The 15,737-nt window shown below is 71.9% G+C and carries 12 protein-coding genes; 9 read left to right on the top strand and 3 right to left on the bottom strand.

Annotated features, from left to right (window positions below; translation table 11 throughout):
- Positions 1 to 44 precede the first annotated feature (44 nt).
- Positions 45 to 716 carry a TetR/AcrR family transcriptional regulator gene (locus tag A6A08_RS01490; RefSeq protein WP_073700664.1) on the bottom strand — a complete coding sequence of 224 codons (672 nt, stop codon included), beginning with the start codon at positions 714 to 716 and terminating at the stop codon, positions 45 to 47.
- 768 nt (positions 717 to 1,484) lie between these two features.
- Here A6A08_RS01490 and A6A08_RS01485 point away from each other — a divergent pair.
- The 9 genes from A6A08_RS01485 to A6A08_RS01445 all read left to right on the top strand — a co-directional run bounded on the left by A6A08_RS01485 (position 1,485) and on the right by A6A08_RS01445 (position 13,329).
- The gene (locus tag A6A08_RS01485; protein ID WP_073701050.1) at positions 1,485 to 2,306 is read left to right on the top strand and encodes a helix-turn-helix transcriptional regulator; all 822 of its coding nucleotides are present in this window, start codon (positions 1,485 to 1,487) and stop codon (positions 2,304 to 2,306) included.
- A gap of 1 nt (position 2,307) precedes the next feature.
- Positions 2,308 to 3,327 carry a DUF1702 family protein gene (locus A6A08_RS01480; RefSeq protein ID WP_073700663.1) on the top strand — a complete coding sequence of 340 codons (1,020 nt, stop codon included), beginning with the start codon at positions 2,308 to 2,310 and terminating at the stop codon, positions 3,325 to 3,327.
- Between the two features lie 111 nt (positions 3,328 to 3,438).
- Positions 3,439 to 4,386, top strand: a complete 948-nt coding sequence (locus A6A08_RS01475) for a DUF1702 family protein (RefSeq protein ID WP_199866811.1) — start codon at positions 3,439 to 3,441, stop codon at positions 4,384 to 4,386.
- Positions 4,387 to 4,439: 53 nt separating this feature from the next.
- A complete protein-coding gene (locus tag A6A08_RS01470) occupies positions 4,440 to 5,729 on the top strand; it encodes a cytochrome P450 (protein WP_083608784.1) in 1,290 nt (429 codons plus the stop codon).
- Positions 5,730 to 5,785: 56 nt separating this feature from the next.
- The gene (locus A6A08_RS01465) at positions 5,786 to 6,355 is read left to right on the top strand and encodes a DUF5987 family protein (RefSeq protein ID WP_073700660.1); all 570 of its coding nucleotides are present in this window, start codon (positions 5,786 to 5,788) and stop codon (positions 6,353 to 6,355) included.
- Complete coding sequence (locus tag A6A08_RS01460) at positions 6,352 to 8,001, top strand: FAD-dependent oxidoreductase (RefSeq protein ID WP_073700659.1); 1,650 nt, start codon at positions 6,352 to 6,354, stop codon at positions 7,999 to 8,001. Before A6A08_RS01465 ends, A6A08_RS01460 begins: the two co-directional genes overlap by 4 nt.
- Positions 8,002 to 8,042: 41 nt before the next feature.
- Positions 8,043 to 9,092 (top strand): carboxymuconolactone decarboxylase family protein, encoded by a 1,050-nt coding sequence (locus tag A6A08_RS01455; protein WP_073700658.1) that lies wholly within the window; start codon positions 8,043 to 8,045, stop codon positions 9,090 to 9,092.
- Entirely contained in the window at positions 9,089 to 9,886 is a 798-nt protein-coding gene (locus A6A08_RS01450; RefSeq protein WP_073700657.1) for a TIGR03084 family metal-binding protein, read from the top strand. The genes A6A08_RS01455 and A6A08_RS01450 overlap by 4 nt, the downstream gene beginning before the upstream one ends.
- Positions 9,887 to 10,137: 251 nt before the next feature.
- Positions 10,138 to 13,329: a BTAD domain-containing putative transcriptional regulator gene (locus A6A08_RS01445; protein ID WP_242422052.1), complete on the top strand. Its 3,192-nt coding sequence runs from the start codon at positions 10,138 to 10,140 to the stop codon at positions 13,327 to 13,329.
- A gap of 19 nt (positions 13,330 to 13,348) precedes the next feature.
- Here A6A08_RS01445 and A6A08_RS01440 read toward each other — a convergent pair whose 3' ends face one another.
- Positions 13,349 to 13,723: a hypothetical protein gene (locus A6A08_RS01440; protein WP_073700655.1), complete on the bottom strand. Its 375-nt coding sequence runs from the start codon at positions 13,721 to 13,723 to the stop codon at positions 13,349 to 13,351.
- Positions 13,724 to 13,767: 44 nt separating this feature from the next.
- Positions 13,768 to 15,564 (bottom strand): hypothetical protein, encoded by a 1,797-nt coding sequence (locus A6A08_RS01435; protein ID WP_143181629.1) that lies wholly within the window; start codon positions 15,562 to 15,564, stop codon positions 13,768 to 13,770.
- Positions 15,565 to 15,737 lie beyond the last annotated feature (173 nt).

Raw genomic sequence — 15,737 nt, 5'->3', positions numbered from 1 at the left:
GCGGCCCGGTCCCCCGCTCTTCGGACCGGGCCGCGCCCCACCGCTCAGTCCCCACCCGTCTCGGGGGGCCACAGAGAGGAGAGGCGCTCCGCGGACGCGGCCACCGAGGCCCGGGCCGCGTCCGCGGAATCCCCGCACCCGACCATCAGCGACACGAGCTGGTCCTCGAAGCACAGGTCGGCGTCGTAGGGAGGGACGAGGTAGGAGCCGAGTTCGAGCGTGGCCAGCCCGTGCACCGCGCTCCACAGCCGGTGGGCGATCAGTTCCGGGTCGGCCGGATCGAAGCGTTCGGCCCCGAGGCAGCGGGCCACGCACGCGGTCACGTTGCGCAGTGTGTAGCGACCGTGCTGCCGGTCGTCCTCCGAGAGGGTGAAGCCCGCCAGGGAGCATCCCCCGAACATGACCGCGTACAGGTGGGCGTTGCGCACGGCGTTGTGGCGGAAGGCGCGGCCGAGGAGGGCCAGATCGCAGACGGGGTCGTCGGTGGCCTCCACCTGGGTGAGGTGCTCCTCGAGGCGGGCGAAACCCTCGTGGACCATGGCGTGCACCAGGCCGCCGATGCCGTCGAAGTGGGTGTACACGGCCATCGTGGAACTGCCCGCCTCCTGGGCGATCCTGCGGGTGGACAGGGCCGGCGGGCCCTCACAGGACAGGAGCCGGGCAGCGGTGTCGATGAGGTTGGCACGTGCGTGGGGGTCTGCCTTTCGAGGACTCATACTTGTGAGTTTGTACAAGCCCGGGTGTACGGGCTACTCGTGACCAGCGGTTTTTTTCGGTCTGTCTCAGGAGCCGTGTTTCGGTCTCAATATTACGGAGGGTGTGGTGAACCCAGTCCCTTTGGTCGGCTCGCGGGCGCAGGCAACAGGAATGTTGCGCAAAGTAATCTCCGGTCGTTGCGATGTAACGCATTGTTTGCCGCCGCGCGGGGGGAGGGTTTCGTGCGGCGTAGAAGTTGAATGCTAAACCATGGCCGGGTGAAGAGTAATTGCCTGGTGGTCAATGGTTCGCGGGCGGATGCGGCAGGCTGCCTGAACGCGGAATGTAGCGAACCGGAAGCTTAGAGTGCCCGAGTGTGTAATCAAATGAGGGCTTCAGCTGTCCTTTTTGTCTCTGCATGGCGCAATCTGGAAGATGAGTGCCGTCTTTCCGGGTGGCACGATGAAGAGCGTCGAAGAGGGGGGAGCTGGTGTGGATTCACGCGGAAGGGGGAAGGGAGTCGTGGAGAACTTTGCCCTCTGCTTGGTTATGGGGATGAGTGAGCGAACCGGATGGCGATCATATGCTTCGATTTGATGTGGGGGGTTGTGATTTGCTTTTCGGTAACACATTGTAAGCCTTGATCGGATTTCGTTGTCGCACTTCCTGGGTGGTGTGGCCACTTTGGCATGCGTTTTTGCGGTGCTGGTGCCCGTGCTCCCTTTGATTAATCATCCCAGAGGATAGACCCCTGCTGTTCCTGTTCTGAGGAGATTTCCGTGGAGAAGATGGATAGATCCGTTCGTCAAGCTGTCGCCTCCATGCACAAGCGGTACTGCGACCCACTCACCCTCAACGAGATCGCCGCCGAGGTCTTCGTCAGCCCTTACCACTTCTCCCGAGTCTTCTCCCGCGCCGTGGGCGTCACTCCTGGCAAGTATCTGACATCCGTACGCCTGTTCGCGGCCAAGCGCCTTCTGCTCACCACCGCCCTCACGGTCTCCGACATCGTGTGCAGCGTGGGGTACAACAGCGTGGGCACCTTCACGAGCAGGTTCACGCGCGCGGTGGGCATGTCCCCCACCCAGTACAGGGATCCGAAGGTGGCGGAGCTGCTCGTCGTTGCCTCTCACGAGTACTCGTGCCTGCCCCCGGCCGAGGAGATGCGGCGGGCCAGACGCCTGCGGACGCGTCCAGAGGGTCCCTCCCACTCCATCAGCGGGGCGATCGACCTCCCCGACGAGGCGGGACAGACCGACGTCCTCGTCGCCGTGTTCCCCGAGGCGATCCCCCAGGGCGCCCCCGTGGCCTACGAGGTCCTGTCCGCCAAGGGAAGGGCCGAGTTCACGGTCGCCGACGTCCCCACCGGGCCGCACGTGGTCATCGCCCTGGCGGTCCCCAAGGGAGACCGCGCCCGTTCGGGACGGATGTTCATGGGCTCGTCCCGACACCCGGTGAACATCGCACGGGGTCTTCGGACCTACGTCCACCTGTCCCTCAGCGAGGTCCAGGAGACCGACGCTCCCATCGCCGTCACCCTGGCCGAGCCCACGGTGTCGGTGGAGAGCAGGTTCTCGCGGTCCGCCTGCATCCGTCAGACCGTGGCCTGAGATGGGTGCCCGGTTCCATCCCGCCGGCGCGCTCGGCAGGTTGCTGCTGTCGCCCCCGTTGGCCCACGTCGGCTTCGACCACCTCGGCCTCCCCGGTCGCGACTCCCCCTCCGCCCGTCACCTGGAGAAGATCCCCGAGGCGGTCGTGTGCGGTTTCGAGTGGGGCATCGGGACGCGCGATCTGCGCGAGGTCGAGCACAGGCTCGCGACGGTCGCCCCGGAGTTGCGCGGGTTCGCCTGCGAGGGCGTGACCATGGCCCACACGATCCGGGACGTGCTCCCCCTCGGGCGTTCCGACCGGACCCGTGAGCTCATGCTCGGACCCGCGCTCCCCCACACCTTCCTCTCCTACATCGGCATCGGCTTCGCCATGGCCCGTCTGCCCCGACCGCTGTGGAAGGAGATCCTGCCCGATCTCACGGGCAACCCCTACCACCCGACCATGAGCTGGCTGGCCGTCGACGGCTACGGCTTCGACCTGGCCTACTTCGACTCGCCGCGCTGGATCGGGGAACAGCGCCTCCCCCGTCCCTATCCGTGGGAGGGAGCCCCCGAGTACTTTCCCCGGGCGTTCGACCAGGGAGTGGGGCGTGCCCTGTGGTTCGTCCACGGCGCCCGCTGCGACGCGGTCGCCTCCGCCGTCGGGAGGTTCGCGCGGCGGCGCCGGGCCGACCTCTGGAGCGGGGTCGGACTCGCCGCCGTGTTCGCGGGTGGAGCCGGAGCCGGCGATCTCCGCGGCCTGGTGGAGGCCGCGGGACCCGACATGGCGCACGTCTTCCAGGGGGCCGTCTTCGCGGCCAAGGCCCGGGCGTTCTCGGGACACGTGCCCGAGTACACGGAGGAGGCGTTGCGGGCGCTCACGGGCCTGGACGTCCTCGATGCCGCACGGATCGCCGACGACCACCGTGTCGAGCCCGGTGGCGGATCGGAGCCGGACTACGAGGTGTGGCGCGCGGGAGTGCGGAGCCGTTTCTCCTGGAGTGCTCTGGACGCCGGCCGACCGCCGCGTGGCAATTCCTGAGTAGATCCCCCGGCCCGACCCCACAAATATGGAAACGACACAGAATCCACCGCGTACGGCGGGAGCGAGGACCAGTTGGCCACTGTGACAGGGGCGCTGAGGCGCCGTGTGATGACACCGAAGGCGTCCGAGACGAAACTGGAGACACGTGGATTCCACGACAAGGGTCCGGAGGCCCGGAGGATTCTGGAAACCGTCGGGGAGTCCTTCCTCGCGGGCCTCGGGGACGCGGTCGAGACGGGCTCACCGTCCGCCACCGACGAGCGGCTCCGAGCACTGCCCACGCGCTTCCAGGGGTTCGCCTACGAGGGAGCGGCCATGGGCTTCGCGCTCATGGACGGACTCCTTCCCGGGAGCCGCCGGACCGACTCCTTCCTGAGGGGACCGGGGGACCCGCACGTCTACATGGCCTACATCGGCGTCGGGTGGGCCATGGCCCGCCTGCCGCGGCCCCTGTGGCCCGACACCCGCCGTCTCGACCCCCTCCTGCGCTGGCTCGTGCACGACGGCTACGGCTTCCACCAGGCGTACTTCCACACCGACAGGTACGTCCACCGGAGGGAGCGGGACGAACGCGCGGCCAGACGGACCGGAGACGGACCCTACGCCCTCCGGGCCGCCGACCAGGGGATCGGGCGGGCCCTGTGGTTCGTGGCCGGGACGGACGTGGACCGGGCCGCGGCCCTGGTGGCGTCGTTCCCGGAGGAGCGCAGGTCCGACCTCTACTCCGGGATGGGCCTGGCCGCCACCTACGCCGGCGGGGCCGACGAGGAGGAGCTCCACCGACTCCGCGGGCACGCCGGGGACCACCGCCACCACCTCGCCCAGGGCAGCGCCTTCGCCGCCGAGGCCAGGGTTCGCGCCGGACTCACGGCTCCGCACACGGAGACCGGTACCCGGGTGCTCTGCGGCATGGACGCGGAGAAGGCGGCCAGGTTCTCCAGGGACCTGCGTCCCCACGCCTTTGGGCCCGAACCCGACACCGCGCGCCCCCGGTACGAGGTGTGGCGGGCCTGCCTCGCCGACGAGTTCGCGCAGAGGGACGGGGGTACGTCGTGACCGGAGAGGGCCCGCGCCATCCGCCGCGCACACCGGTCTCCGCGGCTCCCGGCATGCTACGCGACCTCGTCACCGACCGACTCGCGATGATGTCCACCGCGGCCGAGCGGTACGGCGACGCGGTCCGTATGGCCGCCGGGCCCAAGACCCTGTACTTCTTCAACCACCCCGACCACGCCAAGCACGTGCTGGCCGAGAACAGCGGTAACTACCACAAGGGCATCGGTCAGGCCCACGCCAAGCGAGCCCTGGGCGACGGGCTGCTGACGAGCGAGGGCGATCTGTGGCGCACCCAGCGCCGGACGATGCGCCCGGTGTTCCAGCACCAGCGGATCGCCGACCAGTCGGATTCGGTGGCCAAGGAGGCCGCCGCACTCGTGGACCGGCTGAGGACGCGCGTGGGCCGCGGGCCCGTGGACCTGGCGGAGGAGGCGACCGGTCTGACCCTGGGCGTCCTGGGGCGCACCCTCCTGGAGTCGGACCTCCACGCCTTCGACTCCATCGGCGCCTCCTTCGAGGCCGTACAGGACCAGGCCATGTTCGACATGGTCACGATGAACGCGCTGCCGGTATGGCTGCCGTTTCCCACGCAGACGAGGTTCCGGCGTGCGCGCGGTGAACTCCAGCGCATCGTCGGCCGCCTCGTACGGGACCGCGCCCCCGGAGACGAGGGGGACGACGCCCTCTCCCGGGTGCTGGCCGAGGCCGCCTCGGAGGAGGAGCCCCGGGTCCGCGCCCGGCGCGTGCGCGACGAGGTGGTCACGCTCCTGCTGGCCGGACACGAGACCACGGCCAGCACCCTGAGCTGGGCCTTCTACCTGGTGGACCGCAATCCCGGCACGGCGGAGCGGCTCAGGGACGAGGCGGTGCGCGTCCTCGGGGACAGGTCGCCGACCTACGAGGACCTGCACGAGCTGACCTTCACCACGATGGTCGTCCAGGAGACCATGCGCCTGTACCCGCCGGTGTGGATCCTGCCGCGCAGGGCACTGGCCGACGACGAGATCGGGGGCTACCGGGTTCCGGCCGGATCCGACGTCCTGATCTGCCCCTACACCCTGCACCGGCGGCCCGACTCCTGGGAGGACCCCGACCGCTTCGACCCCGACCGCTTCGGCCCCGGCCGTCGCGACGGCCGGCACCGCTACGCCTACATCCCCTTCGGCGCCGGACCAAGGGTCTGCGTGGGGAGCAATCTCGGCATGATGGAGGCCGTCTTCGTGCTCGCCGTCGTGTCGCGCGAACTGCGACTGCGCCTTCCGCAGGACCACAGGGTCGTGCCCGAGCCCATGCTCTCGCTGCGCGTGCGCGGCGGACTCCCGATGAACGTCCATCCCGCCTAGGACGTCGGGCTGCGGACACATCCCACGAACACCCCCTCAAACGACAGGAGACGACCATGCCGAGGGGCACCCCCGACGCGGGGAGCACTGAGACACGAACGCTGGAGGCGTTCGCCGACACCATTCTCCCGGGCGCGAAGCGCACGCAGGAGGACACCGCGGTCGCGGGCCGCGCGCACGACGCCGGGGCGGTCGAGGCGGGGGCGCTCGACCTGCTGAGGACCTCCGCGACGGGGGTGGCCTCCGGGTTGGCCGAGTTCACCGAACTCCTCAACGAGCACGCCGGACGGTACGCCGACCAGCACGGCATCCCCCTGGAGGGAGGGCTCCCGCCCTTCGTCCGGCTGCCCTTCGAGGACCGCACCGCCCTGGTCACCGCGCTGACCTCTCCAGGGCACCCGGAGAAGGAGTTCTGGGTGATGCTCGCGCTGTTCTGCAACATGGCCTACGACAGCGCGGCCCACATCAGTACTCCCGCGGCCATCGCCGCCGGACACCCGGGGCTCCGGGCGATGGGCTTCGCCGCCCCCGACCCCGACGGCCTCCTGCGTTTCAAGGAGTACTCCTACGGCAGGCCGCTGGCCCGCCTCCACCCGGACACGACCTCCTCGGGGAGCCCCGCATGAACACCACGGAGAAGACCGACGTGCTCGTCGTCGGCAGCGGCTTCGGCGGTGCCATCACCGCCTACCACCTCGCGGCCGGCGGCGCCCGCGTCACCGTCCTCGAACGCGGACCCTGGCTGGAGACCGAGGAGCTCCAGCACGACTTCCTCCTCGGCTCCTCCTACACCAGGGCCTTCGACTTCACCGTGGGCGACGGCATGAGCGTGCTCGGCGGCAACTGCGTGGGAGGGGGGAGCATGGTGTACTTCGCCGCGCTTCCTCGCGCGCCCCGCTTCGTCTTCGAGCGCAGGGGTTCGATCGGGCGGCGGATGTGGCCGTCCGCCATCACACGGGAGGCCCTGGACCCCTGGTACGACCGGGTGGCCGAGGCGATGGGGGTGCGCACCCAGGACTGGTCCGACGTCAGCTACGCGGGCGGGCTCTGGGGGGCGGCCTGCGACCACTCCGGGCGGACGGCGAACCCGGTGCCCGTCGCCATCGACAAGGACGCCTGCGTCAACTGCAACTGGATGATGGCGGGCTGCCGGTTCGAGGCCAAGAAGTCCCTGGTGTTCAACTACCTCCCCGCCGCGGTCTCCCACGGGGCGCGGATCAGGCCCCTGCACGAGGTGCAGAGGCTGGAGCGCACGGACGACGGCGGATACCGGGTCCACTACGACGTCATCGACGAGGACGACTACCGGATCACCACGGACTCGGGTGTCATCGAGGCCAAGATCGTCGTGCTCGCCGCCGGAGCCGGAGCCACGCCCGTGATCCTCAAGCGGTCCGAGAGCGACCTGGGGACCATGCCGCACGCGGTGGGACGCTACTTCTCCGGCAACGGCGAACGCCTCAACACCGCGGTCGTCAACGAGGACCGGGTCCGCGACGTCCTCGGCCTGTCCCGCGACGAGGAGCGCGCCTACGAGGCCTTCCAGATCGGCAAGGGACCCTGCGTCGCCAACTGGGACAGGCTGGACGGGTCGCTCCCGGAGTACTCCCGGTACTCGTTGGAACAGCTCTACTTCCCGCCGGCCCTCGGCACCATCCTCGCCCAGGCCCCCGGAGCACCCACACCGTCGTGGTTCGGCGCGGACAAGAAGGAGATGCTGAAGCGCTGGAAGTCGTGGTTGATCGTCTTCACCATGAGCGAGGACGACAACGAGGGGGTCTTCGGCCCGCCTCCGCCCACGGGCAACGCCGTCCGCCTGTCCCAGCAGATGCTCGGCCGGGGCCCGCTCACCTACCGCCCCACCATGAACACCCTGAAGGGCTGGTCCCAGTCCGACTCCGAGGTCAAGGAGATCCTGGAGAAGGACGGGATCGCGCGGGTGGCGCCCTGGACCAACGACCTGGTCGGTGCCTACACCGTCCATCCCCTGGCCTCGTGCCGCATCGGCGACGACCCGCACACCTCGGCGCTCGACGACCGCCACGAACTGCGCGGACACCCGGGCATCTTCGTGACCGACGGATCGTCGGTCCCCGGCGCCCTCACCGTCAACCCCGCGATGACCATCGCGGCCCTGGCCGAGCGCGCCGCGCCGGGCATCGTCGACGCCGCCCGCGCGCGGGGCGTCGACGTCACCTACGGCGCTCCCGCCCCCGACGGCGCCACGTCGGGGCGCGGGAACGTCCTCAAACTGGCCGGCCAGAAGTCCTGACACCCGAGCACGCCCACGTCCCGGGAAAGAGAGGCAGCCCCGTGTTCCGGACGACCCTGCGGGCGGCCGTGCGCCGTTCGCTGAACGACGTGCGCCACATCCGCCCGGTCCCACCGGACCGGGCACGCGGCGAGGTCGCTCTGCTCTACGAGCGGGTGGAGCGCGACTTCGGGGTCCTCGCACCACCGGTCGCCCTGCTCTCACCGGCCTCCGAGTGCGCGGCGGCCACCTGGACGGCGCTGCGCGAATCGCTCCTCGTCCCGGGGAGCACCGAACGGACCGACCGCGAGGCGGTCGCCGTCTCCGTGTCACGGGACAACGCCTGCCCCTACTGCGTGGATGTGCACGGCGCCACCCTCGGCTCCCTCGGCGGAACCGCGGGCGGCGGCGACGGCCTCCGCCTCCTGGCGGCCGCCGCGGACGATCCCGTGCGACACGCCGAACTGGGCGCCGTCGCGCTGACCTTCCAGCACATCAACCGCCTGGTCAACGTCTTCCTGCCCGACTCCCCTCTACCCGCCTTCGCCCCCCGCGCCGTGCGGGGGGTCCTACTCCGCGCCACCGGCGGGGTCATCGCCGCCCCACCGGGGCCCGCTCTGGCCCCCGACACCTCCCTGGCACTGCTGCCCGAGCGGGCCAGGCACGCACCGGTCCCCGAGGACCTGGGGTGGGCCGCAGGAGCCCCGCGTGTCCTGCGCGCCCTGGCCGGTGTGACCGCCGCCCTCGACGCGGTCGGCGAGCGCGCGCTCTCCGACACCACGCGCGTTCTGGTCCACGGTCACCTGCGCGAGCACGGCTCCGGTCCGGCCGGGATCGACCGCTCCTGGCTGGAGGAGGCGGTCCTGGGCCTGTCCCCGCACGAGCGTCCCCTGGGGCGCCTGGCGCTGCTCACCGCGCGCGCCTCCTTCCAGGTCGGCGACGACGTCGTCGCCGCGTGCCGGGAGGCCGGGGCCGATGACGCCACCCTGGTCCGGACCGTCTCCTGGGCCGCGATGGCCGCCGCCCGCCACACCACCGGACGCATGTTCGACGGCTTCCACGAACCCCTTCACCCACCCTCCCCGACCGACACTGAGAGGAACGAGACGTGAACAACCTGCCCGACGTGATCGCGGACCTGGCCGCCGAGGCCTCCGGACTGGACGCCCTCGTGGCCGACCTGCACCCCTCCGACTGGGCGCGTGACACCCCGGCTCCGGGATGGACCGTGGCCCACCAGGTCGCCCACCTCTGCTTCGTCTTCCGGCTCGCCGGAACCGCGGCCTCGGACGCCGAGGCGTTCGAGGCGATGACGTCCGGAGCCTCCGGCGACTTCGACGGGGCCGTCAACGCGGTTCTGGCGACCTACCCGCTGGACGACCCCGAGAAGCTGCTGGCACGGTGGCGCACCGACCGTGAGTTCGCCGTCGAGGCGCTCGCGGCCGCGCCCCCGGACCAGCTGGTCCCGTGGCTCGTGCGTCCGATCCCCCCGGCCGTGCTCGCCTGCGCGGGCATGATGGAGCTCCTCGCGCACGGCCAGGACGTGGCTGACGCGCTGGGTGTTGCTCCAGAACGCACCGACCGCATCCGCAACGTGGTGGGCTTCGCGGTGATGACCTGGGAGTTCGGCTACCAGTCCCGCGGACTCACGCCGCCGGACACCGAGTTCCGGTTCGAGCTGACGGCCCCGTCCGGCGAGGTCTGGGAGTTCGGCCCGGTCGACGCCGAGCAGAGGATCACCGGTGACGCGGTCGACTTCTGCCTGCTGGTCACGAGGCGCCGCCACCGCGACGACCTCGATGTGACCGCGGTCGGTCCCGACGCCGACCACTGGCTCGACATCGCCCAGGCCTACAGGGGGCCCGCCGGGCCCGGACGCGAACCCGGCCAGTTCGCCAAGGCCTGACCTCATCCGGGGAGCCGTGAACGGTTCCCGGTCCGGCCCGCGCCCGGCGGGCCGGACCCCTCCCGCCGAGCCCGTGGACAGAGCTCGCGCGTGCTGGTGGACGGGGCCCGATGGGGCGTAACGTGTCTGCGAGGGCCACCGGGAGACCGCACGCGGTGGCGCCGAGCGCCCAGGGGAGGAAGACGGGGGCGACGGTCCCGAACTGTTCGCTGCGCCTCCGGTCGCCTATGAGATTCGGAGTTCTCGGTCCAGTGGCCGTCTGGACGGACGCGGACGAGCGGGTCGCCGTGCCGGGACGCAAGGTCCGTGCGCTGCTGGCCTCCCTGCTCGTGGCGGAGGGCCGCCCGGTCCCGCCGGCGCGGCTCGTCGACGAGATCTGGGAGGGAAGGCCTCCGGAGCACGCGAGCGCGGCCCTGCACGCGAAGGTCTCCCAGCTGAGGCGCGTCCTGGACGGGGCCGAGCCGGGAGGCCGGGAACTCGTCGTCCGGAAGGACGCCGGCTACCTGCTCGCCGCCGGGCGGGACACGGTCGACTCCTGGCGCTTCCGCGACCTGGTGGGATCGGCGCGCCGGCGAACGGACCCCGCCGCCCGGGCGGCCGACCTCACCGAGGCCCTGAACCTCTGGAGGGGCCCCGCCTACGCGGACTTCGGGGGCGAGCCCGCGGTCCTGGCCGCGGCCGGGCGCCTGGACGAGGAGCGCGTGGAGGCCCTGGAGGCCAGAGCCGAGGCCCTGGTCGAGGCGGGGGAGCACTCGCGGATCATCGGCGAGCTGGAGGAGCTGGTGCTCCGGTACCCGCTGCGCGAGCGCCTGCGCGCAGCGCAGATGAGGGCCCTTCACCACGCGGGCCGCCGGAGCGAGGCCCTGGACAGCTACGCCCAGCTGCGCTCCCTCCTCAGCGAGGAACTCGGACTCGAACCCGGTGAGGGCCTGCGAGAGCTCCAGGGCGCGATTTTGCGCGAAGAGCTCCCTGCGGCCTCCCCACGGGGGTCCGCACCCGCCCGGAACCGGTCCCTGCGGGGGCTCACCCGCCTGGTCGGCCGTGAGGACGCGGTCGAGGACGTGCGCAAACTCCTGGGTGACCACCGGATGGTCACCCTCACCGGCCCCGGAGGCGTCGGCAAGACACGGGTGGCGCTGGAGGTCGCCGCGCGCGAGGAGGACGCCGGTCATGACGTGGTGCTGGTGGAGCTGGCCGCACTCGACCCCTCCGACGACCCCTCGGACACCTCCTCCCTGGCCGCCGGGATGGCGCACGCGCTGGACCTGAGACCAGGGCCGGGACCGATCCGCCCGGAGGAGGCGGTGACCGCCGCTCTCGCCAGGAGGGACGTCCTGCTCGTCGTCGACAACTGCGAGCACGTGGTCGAACCGCTCGCCCCGCTGGTGGAGTCCCTCCTGCGGGACGCCCCCCGTGTGCGTGTGCTACTGACCAGTCGCGAACCCCTGGCGGTGGACGCGGAGCTCCGCTGGGAGGTGCCGCCCCTGGAGCTGCCCGAGCCCGATGCCGACGCCGGGCGCGTGGGGCAGAGCGCGGCGGTGCTGCTTTTCGTGGAACGCGCCTCCGCGGCCTGCCACGGGTTCACGCTGGACGGAGCCAACACCGCGGACGTGGCGGCCCTGTGCAGGAGGTTGGACGGACTCCCCCTCGCGCTGGAGCTGGCGGCTTCCCGGGTGTGCTCCCTGGGCGTGGCCGAGGTACTCGAACGCCTGGACGGCCGTTTCCGCCTGCTCGACGGGGGCCGAAGGTCGGCGTCCCCGCGGCAGCGGACCCTGCGCGCGGTCACCGACTGGAGCTGGGACCTGCTCCCGGAACGGGAGCGCGCGGTCCTGCGCCGCCTCGCCGTGTACGCCGACGGGTGCGACCTCGCCTCCGCGGAGGCCGTGTGCTCCGGGGACGGCGTCGGCTCAGCGGAGGTCGCGGGCTCCCTCGCCCGGCTGGTCGACAGGTCGCTCGTGGTCTCCTCGCCGAAGGGTTCCGGGAGGGGCGGCAGGCGCTTTCGCCTTCTGGAGACCATCGCGGCCTACGCGGGGGAGCGGCTCGACGAGTCCGGCGAGGGCGGTCGTGTCCGCCGCCGCCACCTGGAGTACTACACCGGTCTGGTCGGCCGCACGGCCCCCCTGCTGCGCGGTGACGGGCAGCGGGAGGCGCTGGACCTGCTCGACGGAGAGTCGGCGAACATCCGGACCGCTCTGGAGGAGGCGCTGCGTGCCGAGGACGCGGAAGGGGCCTGGGCGCTGGCCGAGCCGTCGGCCTGGTACTGGCTGCTCCGAGGCAGGCTGGCCGAGGGGCGCGCGTTCTTGCGTGAGCTGTGCCGCCGGAAGGAGTCGCTGGGAGCTGAGGCGGCCGCCGACGTGGAGGGGTGGTGGTCGGGCCTGGCCCTGCTGGACGGGGCCGGCGCCGACACCGAGGGACACGTGGGCCGTGTCGTGGAGCTCTTCCGCGACGGCGAGGCGCGGTGCTCGCCGAGGGCTTCGTGGTTCCTGGCGTACGCGCTGCTGAACACCGGTGGCGCCGCCACGGGGGCGCCCATGGCCGAGCGCGCCCTGGAGCTCTCCCGGTGCTCGGGCGACCGCTGGACGGAGGCCGCCGCCCTCTGCGTGCTGGCGGGGCAGGCGCACTCGCGTGGCGACCTGGAGGCCCTGCGGCGCGACGCGGAGGAGGGGCACAGGCTGTTCGCCGAACTGGGGGACGGCTGGGGGCTGATCCAGGCTTCGTTCTCCCTCGCGTCGTGGGCCGAGGTGGTCGGGGACTACGACCGGGCCCGCGAGCTGCACGGGGAGAGCGCTCGCCGGGCGCGGGAGCTCAGGATGTGGCCCGACGAGGCCGACGCGGTCACAGGCCTGGCCAGGATCGACATGCTGTCCGGCGACTTCGCCGGCGCGCGCGCACACCATGAGAGGGCCATGCGCCTCGCGGCCGACAGCGGGTACAAGGTGGGGGAGCTGTTCGCGCGGATCGGCCTCGGCCTCGGCGCACGTCGGGAGGGAAGGCTCCGCGAGGCGCGGGAGCACCTGGGGGCCGTCCTGGACTGGAACCGCCGGTCCGAGGTGGACACCGACGTGGTCGACACCCTCCTCCTCGCGGAACTCGGCTTCGTCGCCGAGCTGGAGGGACGTGTCGACGACTCCCTCCGACTGCATGCGGAGGGGTACGAGGCCGCGTGCAGGGTCGGCGACCCGAGGGCCCTGGCCCTCTCCCTGGAGGGGCTCGCGGCCGCCACGGCGGCCGCGAGCCGCCACGCCGTCGCCGCGCGGCTTCTCGGCGCGGCCCACGCCACCCGGGTGTCCGTCGGTGCCCCGCTCCCGGAGGCGGAGAGCGGGGACGTCCGGCGGGTGGAGCGGCTGCTGAGGGACGGGCTCGGAGACGGGGGCTTCGAGTCCGGCTTCGCGCTGGGGCGGCGGATGAGCCCGGAGGAGGCGTTCGCGCTCACCCTCACCTGAGCCCTTCCGCCGCGCCGGTTCAGCAGGTGAGGGTGACGGTGGACGACGTGCGGTTGAACATCATGTTCGGGTCCCAGACCACGGCCTGGTAGGAGTGGGTCCCGGTCCGTCGGCAGTCGACGTGGACGGTTCCCTCCGTCCCCGCCGGGAGGGCCCGCTCCTGGATGGTGCGCGGCTGCGTCGGGGTGGCGAGGCGGACCAGCCAGAGCACGGTCAGCGCCCCGCAGCCGTTGCGGGCGCCGGCGCTCACGTGCGTGCCGCTGGCGGAGAGGGCCGGGTCGGTCGGGACGGACAGGCACGAGGTGTCGGCCCATGCGGGCTGGGCGTGCAGGAGCGCGGCGGTCGCCGCCGCGGCCAGGGCGGTCGTCAGGAACGTGGATCGCTTGTGCTTCATGTGGACCTCCGGGGTCGCCGTGGACGGTGTTCCGGTCGGGCTGCTCAGTCGGACAGGCGCAGGGCGCGGATGATCGTCTGCTCCAGGGTGCTGCCCTCGGAGTCCGAGAGCCGGGCCCGGAGGGAGAGGTACTCGCCGTCCCGGCGCGGGAGGCGGACCAGCGCCGTGTACCCGCCGTCCCCGCGTTCGACGACGCGTACCTGGTCCCACGTCCGGCCGTCGTCCGCCGAGGCCTCGACGGTGACCTCCTCGACACGCCCCGGGGCGGATCCCGGCTGGGACTCGACCGAGAACGGCAGCCGGAGCAGGCCCCGGGCGTCCACGGTGTTGCGGGCGTCCACGTCCGGCTGGTAGCGCACCAACCAGAGCGGAAGCCTCTCCTGGCCCGACTCCGGAGTGGAGGAGGAGACGGTCCACACGGCCTCGACGCGGGTGGACAGGTCGGAGAACGACTCGCGCGTCGTTCGGCTCTCCACACGCAGTTCGCTGTCACCGGGCGCGAGGTCGGCGCTCAGGTGCCCCGTGGACGACTCGCCCACGAGCGCGCCGTCCTGGAAGAGCCGGATGGAGGACGAGTCGGTCCGGGAACCGCCCTGGTGCCGGTCCTGGTCGGAGTACATCGGCATGCCGAACCACAGTTCGTCCCCGGTGCGCACGCCGTGCTCGGACCAGAGGAACATCGGCCCGATCACGGAGGCGTTCCACCGTTCCGCGTACTCTTCGCCCGCCTCGTAGGAGCGGGGCACCGAGCCGAGCGCGGTGACGTCCCGGACGGTCCCGTCGTCCTCCACGCGGTTCTCCCCGAACGCGCTGCTCCACATGACCTCCCCCGCCTCCAGGTGGTGCACGGTGGTGGAGGGCAGCGTGTGCGGAAGGAAGACGGTCGCGGTGTGGCTCACACCGGGAGCGGTGCCGAACAGTGCCTTCGTGGCCCCGTGCCCCGGGGTCTGGGCGAGGTGGTCGGCGGTCAGGACGGCCAGGTCCCCCGGGGCCACGGTCCGGTCGTATCCGGTCGGGAAGGAGCCCTCCACGGTGTCGAGGAGGTGGTGTGAGGACGGGGCGCCGAGGAATCCGCCGTCGTCGCCCCGGTGCGCCCACGTCGAGGCGACGAAGGAGGTGAGGCCGTCCACGGTCTCCGCCGGTCCGACCTGGGCCGTGTGAAGACCGGAGAAGTCGTCGGTCTGGAGGGAGACGCTCACCGGCGCCCCTCCCCGGCGGTTCTCGACACCGACCTCCACCAGGGCGGCCTCCGCGTCCTCCACGCCGGGGTCCGTGCCGACCGGGCGCGTCGTGGTGGCGTCCATCAGGACCTCGGAGTCCCCGTCGAGGGCGAGCAGGGGGTGTACCAGCCGGTGCCAGTCCGCGTCGGGGTCGGAGAAGTCCGTGATGTCGGTGACCAGCATGTAACGGCCCTCAGGGAGGGTGAGCGCGGCCTCGGCGGAGCCGCCCGCGAACTCCAGCACGTCGCCGTCCAGGCCCAGGACCAGGGACTCCGCGCCGTCCGTCGGCTCTCCGTCCGGACCCACGTGGCGGATCCTCAGCTCGTGGCACTCGCCGCATCCGTCGTCGGCCAGTGCCATGGGCGCGGCGGTGCCGGACAGGTCGTAGGCCTCCGGGCCACCTCCCGCGCCCGCCGCGGCGGCACGGGCGTCGGCGGGCAGGACGAGGTGCCGCCCGCCCGAGCGCACGGAGGTGAACCGGACGTCCTCGCGCCCCGGAGCCGGGCTGACGGACACGTGGCCCTCCTCGGGGAAGACCGTCACGGTGTCTCCCGAGGCCAGGACGGTCTCCTCGAAGCCCGTGGCCGGTCCGGTCGTGGTGGGTGCGGTCGCCGCTGACACGGATGGGGCGGAGAGGACCGCGGCGACCACCGGGAACGTCAGTCCGGCGGCTCCGAGGATCGAGAGTCTCCGCGGTCGGGGGGAACGGGATGGGTTGGTCACTGCTGTGCCTTTCTAGTTCCGCTTCGGCCGATCAGTGCCTCGGGACATCCTGGGGTGACGGCCGGTGTCCT

It is taken from the genome of Nocardiopsis sp. TSRI0078 (assembly GCF_001905145.1).
Lineage (GTDB): Bacteria > Actinomycetota > Actinomycetes > Streptosporangiales > Streptosporangiaceae > Nocardiopsis.
Note: the sequence above shows the minus strand (reverse complement) of the source record. Positions and strands in the feature narration are given on the sequence as shown.